The organism is Mycobacterium hackensackense, assembly GCF_025822555.1.
GTDB classification, from domain to species: Bacteria; Actinomycetota; Actinomycetes; order Mycobacteriales; family Mycobacteriaceae; genus Mycobacterium; species Mycobacterium fluoranthenivorans.
In genome coordinates this window covers 1,597,533-1,613,739 of sequence record NZ_JACKUC010000030.1, presented here as the reverse complement: position 1 = coordinate 1,613,739, position 16,207 = coordinate 1,597,533, and the positions used below count along the sequence as shown (strand labels likewise).

The following is a 16,207-nucleotide window of genomic DNA, read 5'->3' as shown; positions in this document are numbered from 1 at the left end:
CGCTTCGCTCACGACGGGCCAGCCTACCGGCCTATTCGGCCGAAACGAGCAACGCCGTCGCAATCGCGGCCAGACCTTCGCCGCGACCGGTCAGACCGAGGCCGTCGGTGGTGGTCGCCGAGACCGAGACCGGCGCATCCAGCAGTTCGGACAGCAGCTGCTGCGCCTCGGCACGCCGCGGCCCGACCTTCGGCCTGTTACCGATCACCTGCACGACGGCGTTACCCACGCGGAAGCCTTCGGCCCGCACCAGGTTGTGCACATGGCGCAACATGTCGGCGCCGGTGACGCCCCGCCACTGTGGTTGATCGGTGCCGAACACGCTGCCCAGGTCGCCGAGACCGGCGGCGCTGAGCAGCGCGTCGCACAATGCATGTGCTGCGACGTCACCATCGGAGTGTCCGGCGCAGCCGTCCGAATCATCGAACAGCAGGCACAGCAGCCAACACGGCCGCCCCGCCTGGATGGGATGAACGTCGGTACCCAGACCGACGCGCGGCAATTCCACGTCTAGTAGTCGATCGACGTGAACAACTAGGAAGCTGCGGCCAGCACCTCGTCGAGAATGGTCTCAGCCTTCTCGTCATCGGTGTTCTCGGCGAGCGCGAGCTCACCGACGAGGATCTGACGCGCCTTGGCGAGCATTCGCTTCTCGCCGGCGGACAGACCGCGTTCCTGATCCCGGCGCCACAGATCGCGAACGACCTCGGCCACCTTGTTCACATCCCCGGATGCGAGCTTCTCCAGGTTTGCCTTGTACCGGCGCGACCAGTTGGTCGGCTCCTCGGTATGCGGCGCGCGCAGCACCTGGAATACCTTGTCGAGGCCTTCCTGGCCCACAACGTCGCGCACACCCACATATTCGGCGTTCTCAGCTGGGACTCGAACGGTGAGATCACCCTGGGCGACCTTCAAGACGAGGTACTCTTTCTGCTCGCCTTTGATGGTGCGGGTTTCGATCGCCTCGATCAATGCAGCACCGTGGTGTGGATAGACGACGGTGTCTCCGACCTTGAAAATCATCAGATTAGAGCCCCTTTCACTTCTCAATCTTAGCACGGGGCACCCACACGCGCGGATCAACTATGCAGGTCAGGGGCATAGGAAGTGAAGACTAGGGGTTGACACGGTGGCCAATACGTGCAACGGCACAACGGTTTTCGGACCTCGCGCCGACCCGCGAGCGGTCCATCCGGAGCGCGGCGGGGACCGTCGATCGGCCCTGCCCAACCCTCCGCTACCGCGGCCGATGCCGACCTACTACTGTGCATAGTTGAATTCCGTCGGCCGATCAGGAGGCTCCAGTGGCTGCAGTGGTCTCTAAGAACCGCTTCGATAGGCGCGCAACGGCCCTCACCGGCCTGGCCGCATGCGCGTTGATGGCCAGCGTCGCCCTGACCGGCTGCGGCTCCGGCCAGGTGTCCCAGACCGCGAACCAGGAACCGGCCGTCAACGGGGCGGCCGCGACGACGGGCAACATCGCCCTGCGCAATGTGCACCTGCGCGCCCCGCAGACCTCCGATTACGTCCAGCCGGGCAGCGATGTCGAGCTGCTGCTGGTCGCCGCCAACAACTCGGCGGATGTCAACGACAAGCTCGTGTCGATCACCTCCGACATCGGCGAGGTGACCCTGACCGGTGACGGCACGGTCCCGGCCGCCGGCGTGCTGGTGGTGGGCGAACCGGACGGCCAGCTGAAGGCGCTCGACGCCGCCGAACGAGCCGACGCGGTCACCGCCGAGGTGGCGCTGACCAAGCCGATCACCAACGGGCTGACCTACCACTTCACCTTCGACTTCGAGAAGTCCGGCCAGACCACGGTCGCCGTGCCGATCTCGGCCGGTGAGACCCCGCGCCGCGACGGTGAGCCCAATGCGGGAACCGAGAAGGCACCCGAAGGCGCCGACGCCGACACGGGCGGACACCACTGACGATCTGACGGATCTGTCGCCCCCGGCAGCTACCGTTTGAGCGTGGCTTCGAAAGTACGTTCGCAATTCCGGTGTTCCGAGTGTCAGTACGTCACGGCCAAATGGGTCGGCCGCTGCCCGGATTGCGGCACCTGGGGCACGGTCAACGAGGTCGCCGCACTGACCTCATTCGACGGGAAGTCGATCCGTCGCGCGGTCGCCCCGACCTCCCCCGCCGTCCCCATCACCTCGATCGACCCGGGGGTGACCCGGCACCTCCCGACCGGGGTCAGCGAACTGGACCGGGTCCTGGGCGGTGGCCTGGTGCCGGGCTCGGTCACGCTGCTGGCCGGGGATCCCGGCGTCGGCAAGTCCACGCTGCTGCTGGAGGTGGCCCACCGGTGGGCCCGCGCCGGCAAGCGGGCGCTCTATCTGTCCGGCGAGGAGTCGGCCGGCCAGATCCGCCTTCGGGCCGAGCGCACCGGGTGCACCCACGACGAGATGTACCTGGCGGCCGAATCCGATCTGCAGACCTCGCTCGGCCATATCGAGGCGGTCCGGCCCAGCCTGGTCGTGGTCGATTCGGTGCAGACGATGTCCACCACCGAGGCCGAGGGCGTGACCGGCGGCGTCACCCAGGTCCGCGCCGTCACCACCGCGCTGACGTCCTACGCCAAATCCGCCGGACCGGACGGCCTGTCCCTGCTGCTGGTCGGCCACGTGACCAAGGACGGAGCCATCGCCGGCCCGCGCTCACTGGAACACCTGGTGGATGTGGTGCTGCACTTCGAGGGCGACCGGGCATCGGCACTGCGGATGGTGCGCGGTGTCAAGAATCGCTTCGGGGCCTCCGACGAGGTGGGCTGTTTCCTGTTGCGCGACAACGGTATCGAATGCGTCGCCGACCCGTCCGGGCTGTTCCGGGACCAGCGCCCGGCCCCGGTGTCCGGCACCGCGGTGACGGTCACGCTGGACGGCAAACGGCCGCTGCTCGGTGAGGTTCAGGCCCTCATCGGCAACGCGGCCCAGGGCACCGCGCGGCGCGCGGTCAGCGGTATCGACTCCGCCCGGGCCGCCATGATCACCGCGGTACTGGAGAAGCGGGCCGGTCTGCGGCTCGGAGGCAACGACATCTACCTGTCCACCGTCGGCGGGATGCGGCTGACCGACCCGTCGTCGGATCTTGCGGTGGCGCTGGCCATCGCCTCCGCGCAGACCGACCTGCCCGTCCCGGCCACCGTGGTGGCGATCGGCGAGGTGGGTCTGGCCGGGGACCTGCGCCGGGTCAGCGGGATGGAACGGCGGCTGGCCGAGGCCGCCCGGCTGGGTTTCCGGCACGCGGTGGTGCCGCCCGGGGTCACCGATGTGCCGGCCGGGCTGCGCATCAGTACCGCGGCCAACATCGGCGAGGCATTGCGGGTTCTGAAGTCCATCACGGACAATGGCGGCCAATCCAAGGAGGCGCGATGTCGGTGAAGTCCAGGGCGGGCCGCACTGTGGTGCATCTGACGCGGCCCACACTGCGCGAAACGCTCGGGCGGCTGGCGCCGGGCACCGACCTGCGTGACGGCCTGGAGCGCATCCTGCGCGGCCGCACCGGCGCGCTCATCGTGCTCGGCTACGACGACAGCGTGGACGCGATCTGCGACGGCGGGTTCGCCCTCGATGTCCGCTACGCACCGACCCGGCTGCGGGAGCTGTCGAAGATGGACGGTGCCGTCGTGCTGTCCAGTGACGGCACCCGGATCCTGCGCGCCAACGTCCAGTTGGTGCCGGATCCGTCCATCCCCACCGAGGAGTCCGGCACACGGCACCGCTCCGCGGAACGCACCGCGGTACAGACCGGTTATCCGGTGATCTCGGTCAGCCACTCGATGAGCATCGTGACCGTGTACGTCGCGGGCGAGCGCCACGTCGTCCCGGACACCCCGACCATCCTGTCGCGGGCCAACCAGACCATCGCCACCCTGGAGCGCTACAAGTCGCGCCTCGACGAGGTCAACCGCCAGCTCTCGACGGCCGAGATCGAGGATTTCGTCACGCTGCGCGATGTGATGACCGTGGTGCAACGCCTGGAGATGGTCCGCCGGATCAGCCTGGAGATCGACGCCGACGTGGTCGAGCTGGGCACCGACGGGCGGCAGCTGCAACTGCAGCTGGAGGAGCTGGTAGGTGACAACAGCACCGCCCGAGAACTGATCGTGCGCGACTATCACGCCAACCCGGATCCGCCGAGTGCCGCTCAGGTCACCGCCACCATGGAGGAGCTGGACGCGCTCTCCGATAACGAGTTGCTCGACTTCACTGCTCTGGCAAGGGTTTTCGGCTATCCCTCCACGGTCGAGGCGCAGGATTCGGCGATGAGCTCACGCGGGTACCGCGCGATGGCAGGTATCCCGCGACTGCAGTTCGCCCATGTCGACCTGCTGGTCCGGTCGTTCGGGTCGCTGCAGGGCGTGCTTGCGGCCAGCGCCAGCGATCTGCAATCGGTGGACGGGATCGGCTCGATGTGGGCCCGGCATATCCGCGAGGGCCTGTCGCAGCTGGCCGAGTCGACGATCGCCGACCAGCTGGCCTGACTATCCGCCGGGTGCGGGTGCGGGGGCCGGTGCCGGCTCGGCCGGGGGTGCGGCCGGCTCGGCGGGCGGTGCGCCCGGGTCGGCGGGCTTGGACTCGGCCAGGATGAACGGCACCGGGGCCGACCGCAGATTACCCAGCTGCACCAGCAGGTTGTATGTGCCGGGGCCGATCGGCGAGCGCGGCAGCGGGCAGTTCGGCGCCGAACCCATACCGGTCCAGGTCACCTCGGTGGTGACCTGCTCGCCCGGGTTGAAGGTCTTCACCAGGGTCTCGTTCGACGGGGCACAGTCCAGGTTCGACCACAGTCGGTTGTTGTCCAGCGAGTAGACGTAGGCCGACAGCACGGCCGCACCCACATCACGCTTGCACGCCACCAGCCCGATGTTCGTCACGACCATGGTGAACTTCGGCTGATCGCCCATCACATAGTCGGGGGCACTGGTGATGCCCTTGACCGCCAGGGTCGAATCGGGGCAGTCGTCACCCTCTTTGAGCACCGGCGGCGGCGTGACCGCCGCGGTCGGCGTCGGCGTGGGTACCGGTGCCTGCTGGGCGGGCACCACCGGTGTCTTCACGCCCGGGGTCTCACCGGGAAGCGGAGTGGGCGCCGCGTTGGCGCTCGTCGCTGCGGTCTTGTCCGCGGTCGGCGTTCCCGAGCTGGTGCTGTTTGCCACCACGATCGCCACGATGCCGACGACCACCGCGAGTACGACGACCGCGATCCCGATCGCCGCAATCCGGCGCCGCCGGTAGATCTGGGACGGCGTAGGGCCACCATGCGGTTCGACGTCAAGCACGATCTCAACGGTAAGCCGCGCTCACGCGCTGCCGTCCGAGGCGGCCCGGCGTGTCGGCCTCAGGCTTTTATCCGATCCGCGCTTACGCGTCAAGCCTCGCCGATATCACCGAGATGATCTCGCAACACAACCTTGCCGTCGGACAGCTGGTAGGTGAGGCCGACGATTGCCAGCGTGCCGGCAGTCACCCGTTCGGCGATGGCGGTCGACCGCGCCATCAACTGCGCGCCGGTCTCGGTGACGTGCCGGGCCTCGAACTCGTCGACCCTGGTCAGACCGTCGCGACGGCCCAGCAGGATGGACGGGGTGACGCGCTCGACGATGTCGCGGATGTAGCCGCCGGGCACCGCACCCTCGTCCAGCGCCGACAGGGTGGCCTTCACCGCGCCGCAACTGTCGTGGCCGAGCACCACGATCAGCGGCACGTTGAGTACCACCACCGCGTATTCGATGGACCCGAGCACGGCCGAATCGATGACGTGTCCCGCGGTGCGGACCACGAACATGTCGCCCAGACCCTGATCGAAGATGAGTTCCGCGGCCACCCGACTGTCGCCGCAGCCGAACACCACCGCGGTGGGCTTCTGCGCGGCGGTCAGGCTCGCCCGGTAGGCGATGCCCTGGCTGGGATGCACCGGTTCGCCGGCGACGAAGCGCTCGTTACCCTCCTTGAGTGCCTTCCACGCGGATATCGGGTTCGAGTTCGGCATGACGCCCATTCTGCCCGAGACACCGGTAACGATCGACCCGGCCATCGACTCGCTCGAGCTGATCACCTGGTTCGGCCACGCCCAGCGCGACCTGCCGTGGCGCCGACCGGGGGTGTCGGCGTGGCAGATCATGGTCAGCGAGTTCATGCTGCAGCAGACGCCGGTGTCGCGGGTCGAGCCGATCTGGCTGGACTGGATCGCCCGCTGGCCGACACCGTCGACCACGGCGGCGGCCGGACCGGCCGAGGTGCTGCGGGCGTGGGGCAAGCTGGGTTACCCACGACGGGCCATGCGGCTGCACGAGTGCGCGGTGACCATCGCGGCCGAGCATGGCGACGTGGTGCCCGACGATGTGGAAACGCTGCTGACGCTGCCCGGGGTCGGGGCCTACACCGCACGGGCGGTGGCGTGCTTCGCCTACGGCAAGCGGGTGCCGGTGGTGGACACCAACGTGCGCCGGGTGCTCTCGCGCGCCGTGCACAGTCGCGACGAGGCACCGGCCCGTGCCCGTGACCTCGACGACGTTGCGGCCCTGTTACCCGAAGACGATGCTGCGGCCCAATGTTTTTCGGCCGCACTGATGGAGCTGGGCGCAATCGTGTGCACGGCCCGGAACCCGAAATGCGGGCTGTGCCCGCTGAGCTCCTGCGGTTGGCGCACTGCGGGCTATCCCACCAGGGAAGCCGGCGAGACACCGGCGCGCCGGGTGCAGAAGTATGCGGGCACCGATCGCCAGGTGCGCGGCAGGTTGCTCGACGTGTTGCGCGGCAGCACCGTGCCGGTCACCCGGGCCGCCCTGGACGTGGCCTGGACCTCCGATACCGCCCAGCGGGACCGCGCCCTGGACTCACTCCTGGTCGACGGGTTGGTGGAGCAGACCGCTGACGGCCTGTTCGCGCTGGCAGGCGAGGGCGAAATTCAGGACGCGCGGGCGAAACTGCGCCGGTAGTCCGACGGGGTCACCCCGATGACGCGGCGGAAGTGGTGGCGCAGCAGGGTCGCGGTACCGAAGCCCGACCGGTCGGCGACGCGGTCGATGTCCAGGTCGGTCTCCTCCAGCAGCCGCCGCGCGAAGAGCACGCGCTGGTCGGTGACCCACTGCATCGGGGTGGTGCCGGTCTCCTCGACGAAGCGTCGGGCGAAGGTGCGCGCCGACATGCTGGCGCGGGCGGCCAGGGTCCCGACGGTGTGCGGTTCCTTGAGGTTGGCCAGGATCCAATCCAGTTGCGGGGCAAATCCTTCCGAACATCGGATCGGGATGGGCTGGTCGATGTACTGGCGCTGGCCGCCGTCGCGCTGGGGCGGCACCACCATGCGTCGGGCGATCTTGTTGGTGACCTCACTGCCGAGCTCGCGCCGGACCAGATGCAGGCAGGCGTCGATACCGGCGGCGGTACCGGCACTGGTGATCAGGTTGCCGTCGTCGACGAAGAGCACATTGCGGTCCACCCGCGCGGTCGGATACATGCGGGCGAGTTCGTCGGCGTGCATCCAATGCGTGGTGCACGGCCGTCCGTCCAGCAGGCCCGCCGCGCCGACCACGAACGCGCCCGAGCACACGGTGAGGATGATCGAGCCGGCGGCCGCGGCCGCCCGCAGTGCTTCCAGGGCTTCTTCGGGATATTCGCCGTACCGGGTGGTGACGGCGGGGACCGCGACCAGGTCGGCGCCGACGAGCGCCGAGAAGTCGTGATCGGGGGTGATCTGAGCACCCACCGAGGTACGCAACGGTTCACCGGCGACCGGTCCGCAGATCTTGAAGTCGAAGTTGGGCACGCCGTCGGCGGACCGGTCGATTCCGAAGACCTCGCAGATGACCCCGAACTCGAAAACCGCTAGACCGTTCAGCACCATCGCCGATACGCTTTTAATCATGGCAGCATCTTATCCAACTGGGGCAGTGCTGCCACTGTTCGGCTGGATATCGACTGTCGAAGAATTACTGCCATGACCGTTGCCCTCGCCATCCTGATCTTGTTGGCCCCCTTCGCCCTCGCGATAACCCTGGGCTGGCTGGCCAATCGCTCACATGTCCTGCGTCTGCACCTCGACCAGTTCCGGGTCCCCGCCTCGGCGTGGGACCGGGTGTTCGACATCGACCCCGATGCGTCCCGGACCTTCGGCGATTCTGACGCGGCCCGCATCCAGCACGACCTGGATGCGATCCGCACCCGCTTCGAGGAAGCCCCCGCCTGGCCGTCCTCAGGTGTCCTGGGCGAACGTCGATAAGAACGATTCCACGGCGGCGCGATATTCCTTCGGCGCGTCGTCGTGGATGAGGTGGCCGGCACCCGGTACGTGCAGATACGTGGTCCGGTGCCCGAGCTCCGCCATCCGCTTCATCTGGCCCGGCGGGGCGACGGTGCCCCCGGCCTCCAGCAGCAGAACCGGTACCCGGACCGCCCGCCACTGCTCCCAATAGTCACGGGTGCCCCACTGCGCCGCGATCTCGATCCATTTCGCGGGCCGGCCGTGCAGGCGCCAGCCGGACGGCGTCCGGTCGAAGGCATCGAGGAAGTACTGACCGGCCACCGGGCCGAACTCGTCATGAACCTGCTGCGCCGAGGTGAACTCGAGCGGAAGCGCATGCAGCCACGGCTCCCAGGCCCCCGTGGTCTGGCCTTTGAAGTCCGGCGCCATATCCTCCACCACCACCGCCTTCACCAGCTCCGGCCGCGCGGCGGCCAGACACCAGGAGTGCAACCCACCCATGGAGTGCCCGATCAGGATCGCCGGCCGGCCCAGTTCGGCCACCGCGTCGGCCAGATCCGCCACGAAACGCTCGGTACTGACCGGATGCGGATCCTCGACCTCGTGACCCCGGTGCCAGGGGGCGTCATAGGTGTACACCGCCCCGAACCGGGTCAACCAGGGCAGCTGACGCGACCAGGTACTGCCGCGTCCCATCAACCCGTGTACCAGGACCAATGGGTCGCCGGCCGAATCGGCCGGACCACCCCTGGCGGTCAGAAGTGCGGCGCGCATATCGCCATCCTGCCGCGCGGGTGTCCGGGTGGGCGGCCCCAGGTAACCTCAGTCGCATGCCCGTCGTGAAGATCAATGCCATCGAGGTCCCGCCCGATGCCGGCCCGGAGCTGGAGAAGCGGTTCGCGCACCGCGCGCACGCCGTGGACAACCAGCCCGGCTTCCTCGGCTTCCAGCTGCTGCGCCCCGTCAAGGGCGAGAACCGCTACTTCGTGGTGACGCAGTGGGAGTCCGACGAAGCGTTCCAGGCGTGGGCCAACGGCCCCGCCGTGGAAGCACATGCCGGTCAGCAGAAGAACCCGGTGGCCACCGGCGCATCACTTCTGGAGTTCGAGGTTGTGTTGGACGTTGCGGGGACCGGCACCGCGTCCTGACGGTGCTCGAGCAGCCCGCCGCGTCGCGGCGCTGATCGGCACCCTCGCCCTCGCCACCGTATCGCTGGGCGGCTGCACACCGGCCAGCACGCCACCCGCCAACGCGGGTGACGCCGTCATCAAGACGAACACGCCACCTGGCGTGCGCGCCAAACAGCTGATGGACATGCTGAATTCGGACTGGCCGATCGGTCCGGTCGGTGTGAAGACCCTTGCGGTGCCCTCTCAGGTCGACGATATCGGCACCACGATGGACATGATGTGGTGGGACCGGCCCTACACGCTGGCCGGTGTCGATATCGGAGCCGGTGCCGCCACCCTGCACGTGGTGACCTCCTACGGCGCGCGCCAGGACATCGAGCTGCGCACCGATGACAGCAGCACCCTGGTCGACCGCATGACGGTAACGAATCAGCCTCTGGCCCTGCATAGTTGGGCCGACGTCGATGCGGTGCTCGCCAAGACCGGTGCGCGGTACGCCTACCAGCTGTCGAAGGTCGACAACGGCAGATGTGTGAAGGTGGCGGGCACCAACACCACCCAATCCCTGCCGCTGGCATCGATTTTCAAGCTCTACGTGCTCTACGCGGTGGCCGATGCCGTCAAGGCCGGCACGCTGGCGTGGGATGACCAGCTGACCATCACCGCCGAAGCCAAGAAGCTCGGATCGTCGGGTTTCGACAAACTGCCCCCCGGTGCACAGATATCGGTACGCGACGCCGCCGGAAAGATGATCGCCACCAGCGACAACATGGCAACCGACCTGCTGATCGGGCGACTGGGCCCGGGCGCGGTCGAACGTGCGCTGGCCGCGGCCGGGCACCACGATCCGGCGAGCATGACGCCGTTCCCCACCATGCACGAGATCTTCTCGATCGGTTGGGGCGAGCCCGATCTGCGCGCGCAGTGGCAACACGCCGACGCCGCGGGCCGCGGAGCCCTGCTCCAGCAGACCAGCACCCGGCCCTATGAACCCGATCCGCTGCGGACCCACTCCCCCGCCTCGGCGTACGGAGCCGAGTGGTACGGCAGCGCCGAGGACATCTGCCGGGTGCACGCCGCCCTGCAGACCGCGGCGGTCGGAGTCGCCGCACCCGTGCGCGACATCATGTCGTTCATCCCCGGTATCGATCTGGATCGCACCGAGTGGCCCTATATCGGCGCCAAGGCGGGCAACCTGCCCGGCGAACTCACCTTCAGCTGGTACGCGGTGGACCGCGCCGGCCAGGCCTGGGTGCTGAGCCTGCAGACGAACTGGCCGCGGTTCTACAGTGTGCGCACCGCCGGCTGGCTGATGACGGTCATCAAGCAGATGTGGGCCCTGGCGCATCAGGGTTAGGGGCGCGAGCGCACCGTCCAGGTGTGCCCGCGGAAATGCATCACGGTACGGCTCACCGGGGCGATATCCAGGCGCCAGAACGACTTCGGCGGTGCGTCCAGGGCGTTGAGGATCGCCGCCCGGATGACGGCGGGGTGCGTCACGGCGACCACCCGGGCATGGGTGGCGGTCAGGGTGTCCAACCACGTCCGCACCCGGGCGATCAGGTCGACGATCGTCTCGCCGCCGTGCGGTGCCTGCACCGGATCGGTGAGCCACACCGCCAGCTCCGCCGGATCGACGCCACTGAGTACGTCGCCCCGCCACCTGCCGCAATCCAGATCGGCCAGCGCCGATTCGGTGCGGGCGCGCAGCCCCAGCAGTTCGGCGGTCCGCACCGCCCGTTGCTCGGGGCCGCACACAGCGATGTCCACCGGCCCGAGGTCGATCGTGGCATCGGCCTGACGGTGCCCGAGGGCGTTGAGCGGTTCGTCGGTGGGGAATCGCCCGGCCGCCATGGCATCGGTCATGGCGTGTGACACCAGGGTCAGCCGGACGACTTCACTCACCGGGTTTCGCTCACGTGGAAAGACTGGCCTCCGACAGACCGGACCCCGAGCGCTTGCCTTCGAGCAGTCGCGACGCCAAGGCCCCGAACACCAGCCCGATGGTCGCCCACATGACGACCTGCGTGCCCAGCGAATACAGCCGGAACTCGTAGAGATCGTCGGCGGCGAAGCCGGGGAAGATGATCGTGCCCGCGGCGTCGGTGACCGGTCCCGGCGTCTCGTCGATCGTGGGCAGGATCAGGAACACGACCGCCATCGACACGATGTAGTCGGCAGCCCCGATCAGAGTGGCGTTCCAGACCCCGAACCGCGGCGCGAGCCGCCGGCCCAGCAATACCGATCCGACGAACAGACCCGCGGAGAGCACCACGACGAGCAGGTAGAGCAGGGTCCGCTGTTTGATCGTCTCGTCCAGGCTGGTCGCCGGCGGGCTGGGCGGGTACTTCAGCGCAGGGACCACCCAGAGCGACAGCAGCATGCCCCCGGCAACCAGCATCGACAACGCCCGTGCGGACAGAGTGGTCACCCGGCCGTACGTCACGCAGAAGAGGACGGCCAGCAGCGCACCCATGGCCAGACCGAAGGCCAGCACGCCGAAGCCCATACCGATATTGGACTGCACGCCGCGGGTGAACAGTTCGACGCCGTGCTCGTGGGCACCGTGTGAATGGCCCTCCAGGGACTCACGAGCAGCGCCGACGCCATCCTCGAAGTCGATGGCCCGGCCGATCACCGGTTCGATGAAGATCTTTGCAAAGACGAACGCGGCCAAGCCGCCGAGGGCGCCGGCCAGCAGACCGCGCCCGATGAGGTGTTTTTCCATCGGTGTATCCCGTACGCCCTGATCAGTGGCAGGGGAAGCCGAGGAGGTGCCGCGCGTCGTGCACGAACTCGTGCACGTAGGTGTTGTTACCGAACACCGAGGTGGCACCTTGGTCCATACCGACGAAGTAGAGCACCAGCAGCGCCAGGAAAGCGGTCGCCGACAACCACACCACGGCACGCGCGGCGGAGAGGTCGATGGCGGGCACCCGGGTCTGATGCGCCTGAGAAGAAGTCATGTCCAAATTCCTTTCGGGATCTTGCGTCCCAGCAACAAAGGGAACAACGGAGTCGGGTCTGACTATCACAGTGGCGCGACCGTTCTGGATTTACACCAGATTCCTCGTCCGTCGATTACAACATGCATGGTAAGCGCCCTGGCCCGCTTCGGTGTACCCAGTACGCGAAATCCGCCGGCGCGGCGCCGGCTCGGTTTGCTGTTCTCGCCGCATGCCGACCGGCACCTGATGTTTGACCATGCAAGGACCTGCCCGGCGCGCCGTCGCTAAGTGTTGCCTGTGAATGAGAGCCCCCACATAATCAGCCGGTGACTCATCTCATACGTCGTATCCGTACGTGTGCCATCGCACTGCTCGTCGTGATGCCGTTCCTCGCAGCGCCGGTCGCGGCGGCCGACGCCCCGCACATCACCGACATCCAGCATGTCAACGATCGCTGGGACAAGGTCTCGGTGTACTCCCCGGCCATGAATAAGGTCGTCGTCAACGACGTGTTCAAAGCGCGGTCCTCGGGGGCGCCGACCTTCTACCTGCTGCCCGGCATCGACGGTGGCGACAACCTGGACCCCGGGGGCAATTTCGCACCCGGCGCCAAATCCTGGTTCGGGATGACCGACATCCAGGGTTTCTTCGCCAACAAGAACGTGAACGTGGTGTCCCCGCTGGGTGGTCAGTTCAGCTGGTGGACCAACTGGGTCAACGACGCCGACAAGCAGTACCAGACCTATATGACCCAAGAGCTGCCGCCGCTGATCAACAAGCAGTACAACACCAACGGCCGCAACGCCGTCGGTGGTCTGTCCAGCACCGGTGGCACGGCCGTCGACTACGCCGTGCAGGCGCCCGGCCTGTTCCGCGCCGTCGCCTCCTACAGCGGCATGCTCAACCCGTCGGCCGATCCCGGACAGGTCGGCATGACACTGATGGGCGGCGGCCTGAGCGCCGACAACATGTGGGGCCCGGGTGGCGGACCGCTGTGGATCCAGCACGACCCGACCCGCAATGTCGGCGCGCTGAAGGGCACCGCCGTCTACGTCGCCGCATCAGGCTCGGGCAACGTCGGCTCAGTCGACCGGCTACCGGAGGGCTTCGGCCCGAACTTCACCGGTGGGCTGATCGAGCGCATCGTGGCCGACAGCACCAAGGCCTTCGCCGACGCCGCGGGCGCCGCCGGAGTGCCGATCACCTACATCGTCCGTCCGGACGGATCCCACACCTGGGGCCTGTTCGAATCGGAGATGCAGGAGTCCTGGAACACCACCGTCGGCCCGGCGCTCGGAGTCCGGTAGACAACCCGAAAGAAATGGCCCCCCGCTCGCGCGGGGGGCCATTTCTTTCGCTCTGACTATTCGCTGCTTGCCGCCGTGGCAGCCAGATCAGCCTCGGCAGACTCCTTGGGCTTGCCGGAGAACGTGAACTTCGCGTTCTCGCCCTGGCCTTCGCCGTCCCAGCCCTCGACATCGACGGTGACGAGCTGACCGGGGCCGACCTCGTCGAAGAGGATCTTCTCGCTCAGTGCGTCCTCGATCTCGCGCTGGATGGTGCGGCGCAGCGGCCGGGCACCCAGCACCGGGTCGAACCCGCGCTTGGCCAACAGGGACTTGGCCTGTTCGGTCAGCTCCATGGTCATGTCCTTGGCCGCCAGCTGCTTGGACACCCGGCCGATCATCAGGTCGACCATCTCGATGATCTCGTCCTGCGTCAGCTGGTGGAACACGATGATGTCGTCGATCCGGTTGAGGAACTCCGGCCGGAAGTGCTTCTTGAGCTCATCGTTGACCTTGAGCTTCATCCGCTCGTAGTTGTTCTCCCCGCCACCGGAGGTGAAGCCCAGACCCACCGCCTTGGAGATATCGGAGGTGCCCAGGTTCGAGGTGAAGATCAGCACGGTGTTCTTGAAGTCGACCGTGCGACCCTGACCGTCGGTGAGGCGACCGTCTTCGAGGACCTGCAGCAGGGTGTTGTAGATCTCCTGGTGCGCCTTCTCGATCTCGTCGAACAGCACCACCGAGAACGGCTTGCGCCGCACCTTCTCGGTCAGCTGGCCGCCCTCTTCGTAGCCGACGTAGCCCGGAGGGGCACCGAACAGCCGCGACGCGGTGAAGCGGTCGTGGAACTCGCCCATGTCGATCTGGATGAGCGCGTCGTCATCGCCGAACAGGAATTCCGCCAGCGCCTTGGACAGCTCGGTCTTACCGACACCGGACGGGCCGGCGAAGATGAACGAGCCCGACGGGCGCTTGGGATCCTTCAGCCCGGCGCGGGTGCGGCGGATCGCCTTGGAGACCGCGCGGACCGCGTCCTCCTGGCCGATGATCCGCTTGTGCAGCTCATCCTCCATACGCAGCAGGCGGGTGGTCTCGGCCTCGGTCAGCTTGAAGACCGGGATGCCGGTCCAGTTGCCCAGGACCTCGGCGATCTGCTCATCGTCGACCTCGGCAACCACGTCGAGATCGCCTGAGCGCCACTGCTTCTCACGCTCGGCGCGCTGCGCGACGAGCTGCTTCTCCGAGTCGCGCAGCCGGGCCGCCTTCTCGAAGTCCTGCGCGTCGATCGCGGATTCCTTCTCCCGGCGGGCGTCGGCGATCTTCTCGTCGAACTCGCGTAGGTCCGGCGGAGCGGTCATCCGGCGGATACGCATCCGGGCGCCCGCCTCGTCGATCAGGTCGATCGCCTTGTCCGGCAGGAACCGGTCGTTGATGTACCGGTCGGCCAGCGTGGCCGCGGCCACCAGAGCACCGTCGGTGATCGAGACGCGGTGGTGCGCCTCGTACCGATCCCGCAGACCCTTGAGGATCTCGATGGTGTGCTCGACCGTCGGCTCACCCACCTGCACCGGCTGGAACCGGCGCTCCAGGGCGGCATCCTTCTCGATGTACTTGCGGTACTCGTCGAGCGTGGTCGCACCGATGGTCTGCAGCTCGCCGCGGGCCAGCTTCGGCTTGAGGATGCTGGCCGCGTCGATGGCACCCTCGGCGGCACCCGCACCGACGAGCGTGTGCAGCTCGTCGATGAACAGGATGATGTCGCCGCGGGTGTTGATCTCCTTGAGCACCTTCTTCAGGCGCTCCTCGAAATCACCGCGGTAGCGGCTGCCGGCCACCAGCGAACCGAGGTCCAAGGTGTAGAGCTGCTTGTCCTTCAGCGTCTCGGGAACCTCGCCGTGCACGATGGCCTGCGCCAGACCCTCCACGACGGCGGTCTTACCGACGCCCGGCTCACCGATCAGCACCGGGTTGTTCTTGGTGCGGCGGCTCAGCACCTGCATGACCCGCTCGATTTCCTTCTCGCGGCCGATGACGGGGTCGAGCTTGCCCTCCATCGCGGCCGCGGTCAGGTTGCGGCCGAACTGGTCGAGCACCAGCGAGGTCGAGGGGTTGCCCGACTCGCCACCGCGGCCACCGGTACCGGCCTCGGCGGCCTCCTTGCCCTGGTAGCCGCTCAGCAGCTGGATGACCTGCTGACGCACGCGGGTCAGCTCGGCGCCCAGCTTCACCAAGACCTGGGCGGCCACACCCTCACCCTCACGGATCAGGCCGAGCAGAATGTGCTCGGTGCCGATGTAGTTGTGGCCCAGCTGCAGCGCCTCGCGCAGGCTGAGCTCGAGCACCTTCTTGGCGCGCGGAGTGAAGGGGATGTGCCCGGACGGGGCCTGCTGGCCCTGGCCGATGATCTCCTCCACCTGGCTGCGCACACCCTCAAGGGAGATGCCGAGGGACTCCAGCGACTTGGCTGCGACGCCCTCGCCCTCGTGGATGAGGCCCAGCAGGATGTGCTCGGTGCCGATGTAGTTGTGGTTGAGCATCCGGGCTTCTTCTTGCGCCAGGACGACGACCCTGCGGGCACGGTCGGTAAATCTCTCGAACATCGGTGCTTACCTGCTCTTCCTGCTAAGGCCTTCTC

Annotated in this window: 18 protein-coding genes; 8 read left to right on the top strand and 10 right to left on the bottom strand. The window is 67.6% G+C overall.

The genetic code is table 11. The features are described 5' to 3' along the window. Nucleotides 1-31 precede the first annotated feature (31 nt). Nucleotides 32-508 (bottom strand): 2-C-methyl-D-erythritol 2,4-cyclodiphosphate synthase, encoded by a 477-nt coding sequence (gene ispF, locus H7J86_RS17240; protein WP_090354162.1) that lies wholly within the window; start codon nucleotides 506-508, stop codon nucleotides 32-34. A 26-nt stretch (nucleotides 509-534) separates the two neighbouring features. Then, entirely contained in the window at nucleotides 535-1,023 is a 489-nt protein-coding gene (gene carD / locus H7J86_RS17235) for an RNA polymerase-binding transcription factor CarD (protein WP_024451602.1), read from the bottom strand. A 356-nt stretch (nucleotides 1,024-1,379) separates the two neighbouring features. On the opposite strand from carD, the gene H7J86_RS17230 reads away from it, so the two are divergent. From H7J86_RS17230 to disA, 3 genes are read left to right on the top strand one after another with little or no spacing between them, the layout of a single operon-like run. Beyond that, nucleotides 1,380-1,931, top strand: a complete 552-nt coding sequence (locus tag H7J86_RS17230) for a copper chaperone PCu(A)C domain-containing protein (RefSeq protein ID WP_090354160.1) — start codon at nucleotides 1,380-1,382, stop codon at nucleotides 1,929-1,931. 42 nt (nucleotides 1,932-1,973) lie between these two features. Continuing rightward, nucleotides 1,974-3,386: a DNA repair protein RadA gene (radA, locus tag H7J86_RS17225; RefSeq protein ID WP_170847104.1), complete on the top strand. Its 1,413-nt coding sequence runs from the start codon at nucleotides 1,974-1,976 to the stop codon at nucleotides 3,384-3,386. Nucleotides 3,387-3,409: 23 nt separating this feature from the next. Then, entirely contained in the window at nucleotides 3,410-4,489 is a 1,080-nt protein-coding gene (disA, locus tag H7J86_RS17220) for a DNA integrity scanning diadenylate cyclase DisA (protein ID WP_170847138.1), read from the top strand. Here the strand turns inward: disA and H7J86_RS17215 are convergent, their stop codons facing one another. Together H7J86_RS17215 and H7J86_RS17210 are read right to left on the bottom strand one after the other, a co-directional pair. Continuing rightward, the gene (locus H7J86_RS17215) at nucleotides 4,490-5,287 is read right to left on the bottom strand and encodes a hypothetical protein (RefSeq protein WP_090354155.1); all 798 of its coding nucleotides are present in this window, start codon (nucleotides 5,285-5,287) and stop codon (nucleotides 4,490-4,492) included. 89 nt (nucleotides 5,288-5,376) lie between these two features. Continuing rightward, nucleotides 5,377-5,997 (bottom strand): carbonic anhydrase, encoded by a 621-nt coding sequence (locus H7J86_RS17210; protein ID WP_090354154.1) that lies wholly within the window; start codon nucleotides 5,995-5,997, stop codon nucleotides 5,377-5,379. Here H7J86_RS17210 and H7J86_RS17205 point away from each other — a divergent pair. Further along, entirely contained in the window at nucleotides 5,996-6,946 is a 951-nt protein-coding gene (locus H7J86_RS17205; protein WP_267292268.1) for an iron-sulfur binding domain-containing protein, read from the top strand. The two genes, H7J86_RS17210 and H7J86_RS17205, sit on opposite strands and share 2 nt — an antisense overlap. Here H7J86_RS17205 and H7J86_RS17200 read toward each other — a convergent pair. Further along, nucleotides 6,916-7,872 carry a GlxA family transcriptional regulator gene (locus tag H7J86_RS17200; protein WP_090354151.1) on the bottom strand — a complete coding sequence of 319 codons (957 nt, stop codon included), beginning with the start codon at nucleotides 7,870-7,872 and terminating at the stop codon, nucleotides 6,916-6,918. The two genes, H7J86_RS17205 and H7J86_RS17200, sit on opposite strands and share 31 nt — an antisense overlap. 72 nt (nucleotides 7,873-7,944) lie before the next feature. On the opposite strand from H7J86_RS17200, the gene H7J86_RS17195 reads away from it, so the two are divergent. Continuing rightward, nucleotides 7,945-8,226 (top strand): hypothetical protein, encoded by a 282-nt coding sequence (locus H7J86_RS17195; protein WP_090354149.1) that lies wholly within the window; start codon nucleotides 7,945-7,947, stop codon nucleotides 8,224-8,226. Here the strand turns inward: H7J86_RS17195 and H7J86_RS17190 are convergent. Further along, nucleotides 8,200-8,982, bottom strand: coding sequence for an alpha/beta fold hydrolase (locus H7J86_RS17190; RefSeq protein ID WP_187097159.1), 783 nt, complete (start codon nucleotides 8,980-8,982; stop codon nucleotides 8,200-8,202). The two genes, H7J86_RS17195 and H7J86_RS17190, sit on opposite strands and share 27 nt — an antisense overlap. A 56-nt stretch (nucleotides 8,983-9,038) precedes the next feature. Here H7J86_RS17190 and mhuD point away from each other — a divergent pair, with 56 nt between their 5' ends. Both mhuD and H7J86_RS17180 read left to right on the top strand, forming a co-directional pair. Continuing rightward, complete coding sequence (gene mhuD, locus H7J86_RS17185; protein ID WP_090354146.1) at nucleotides 9,039-9,356, top strand: mycobilin-forming heme oxygenase MhuD; 318 nt, start codon at nucleotides 9,039-9,041, stop codon at nucleotides 9,354-9,356. After that, nucleotides 9,331-10,695, top strand: coding sequence for a serine hydrolase (locus H7J86_RS17180; RefSeq protein ID WP_372517286.1), 1,365 nt, complete (start codon nucleotides 9,331-9,333; stop codon nucleotides 10,693-10,695). The genes mhuD and H7J86_RS17180 overlap by 26 nt, the downstream gene beginning before the upstream one ends. On the opposite strand, the gene H7J86_RS17175 is transcribed toward H7J86_RS17180, so the two are convergent. From H7J86_RS17175 to H7J86_RS17165, 3 genes are read right to left on the bottom strand one after another with little or no spacing between them, the layout of a single operon-like run. Next, a complete protein-coding gene (locus H7J86_RS17175; RefSeq protein WP_090354143.1) occupies nucleotides 10,692-11,243 on the bottom strand; it encodes a histidine phosphatase family protein in 552 nt (183 codons plus the stop codon). The genes H7J86_RS17180 and H7J86_RS17175 overlap by 4 nt on opposite strands. A 10-nt stretch (nucleotides 11,244-11,253) precedes the next feature. Then, nucleotides 11,254-12,066 carry a CbtA family protein gene (locus H7J86_RS17170; protein WP_187097160.1) on the bottom strand — a complete coding sequence of 271 codons (813 nt, stop codon included), beginning with the start codon at nucleotides 12,064-12,066 and terminating at the stop codon, nucleotides 11,254-11,256. Between the two features lie 22 nt (nucleotides 12,067-12,088). Beyond that, nucleotides 12,089-12,304: a CbtB domain-containing protein gene (locus H7J86_RS17165; RefSeq protein WP_090354140.1), complete on the bottom strand. Its 216-nt coding sequence runs from the start codon at nucleotides 12,302-12,304 to the stop codon at nucleotides 12,089-12,091. A gap of 308 nt (nucleotides 12,305-12,612) precedes the next feature. Here H7J86_RS17165 and H7J86_RS17160 point away from each other — a divergent pair, with 308 nt between their 5' ends. Continuing rightward, the gene (locus tag H7J86_RS17160; protein ID WP_139169837.1) at nucleotides 12,613-13,593 is read left to right on the top strand and encodes an alpha/beta hydrolase; all 981 of its coding nucleotides are present in this window, start codon (nucleotides 12,613-12,615) and stop codon (nucleotides 13,591-13,593) included. A gap of 56 nt (nucleotides 13,594-13,649) precedes the next feature. Here H7J86_RS17160 and clpC1 read toward each other — a convergent pair whose 3' ends face one another. Next, nucleotides 13,650-16,172, bottom strand: a complete 2,523-nt coding sequence (gene clpC1, locus H7J86_RS17155) for an ATP-dependent protease ATP-binding subunit ClpC (protein ID WP_090354137.1) — start codon at nucleotides 16,170-16,172, stop codon at nucleotides 13,650-13,652. Nucleotides 16,173-16,207 lie beyond the last annotated feature (35 nt).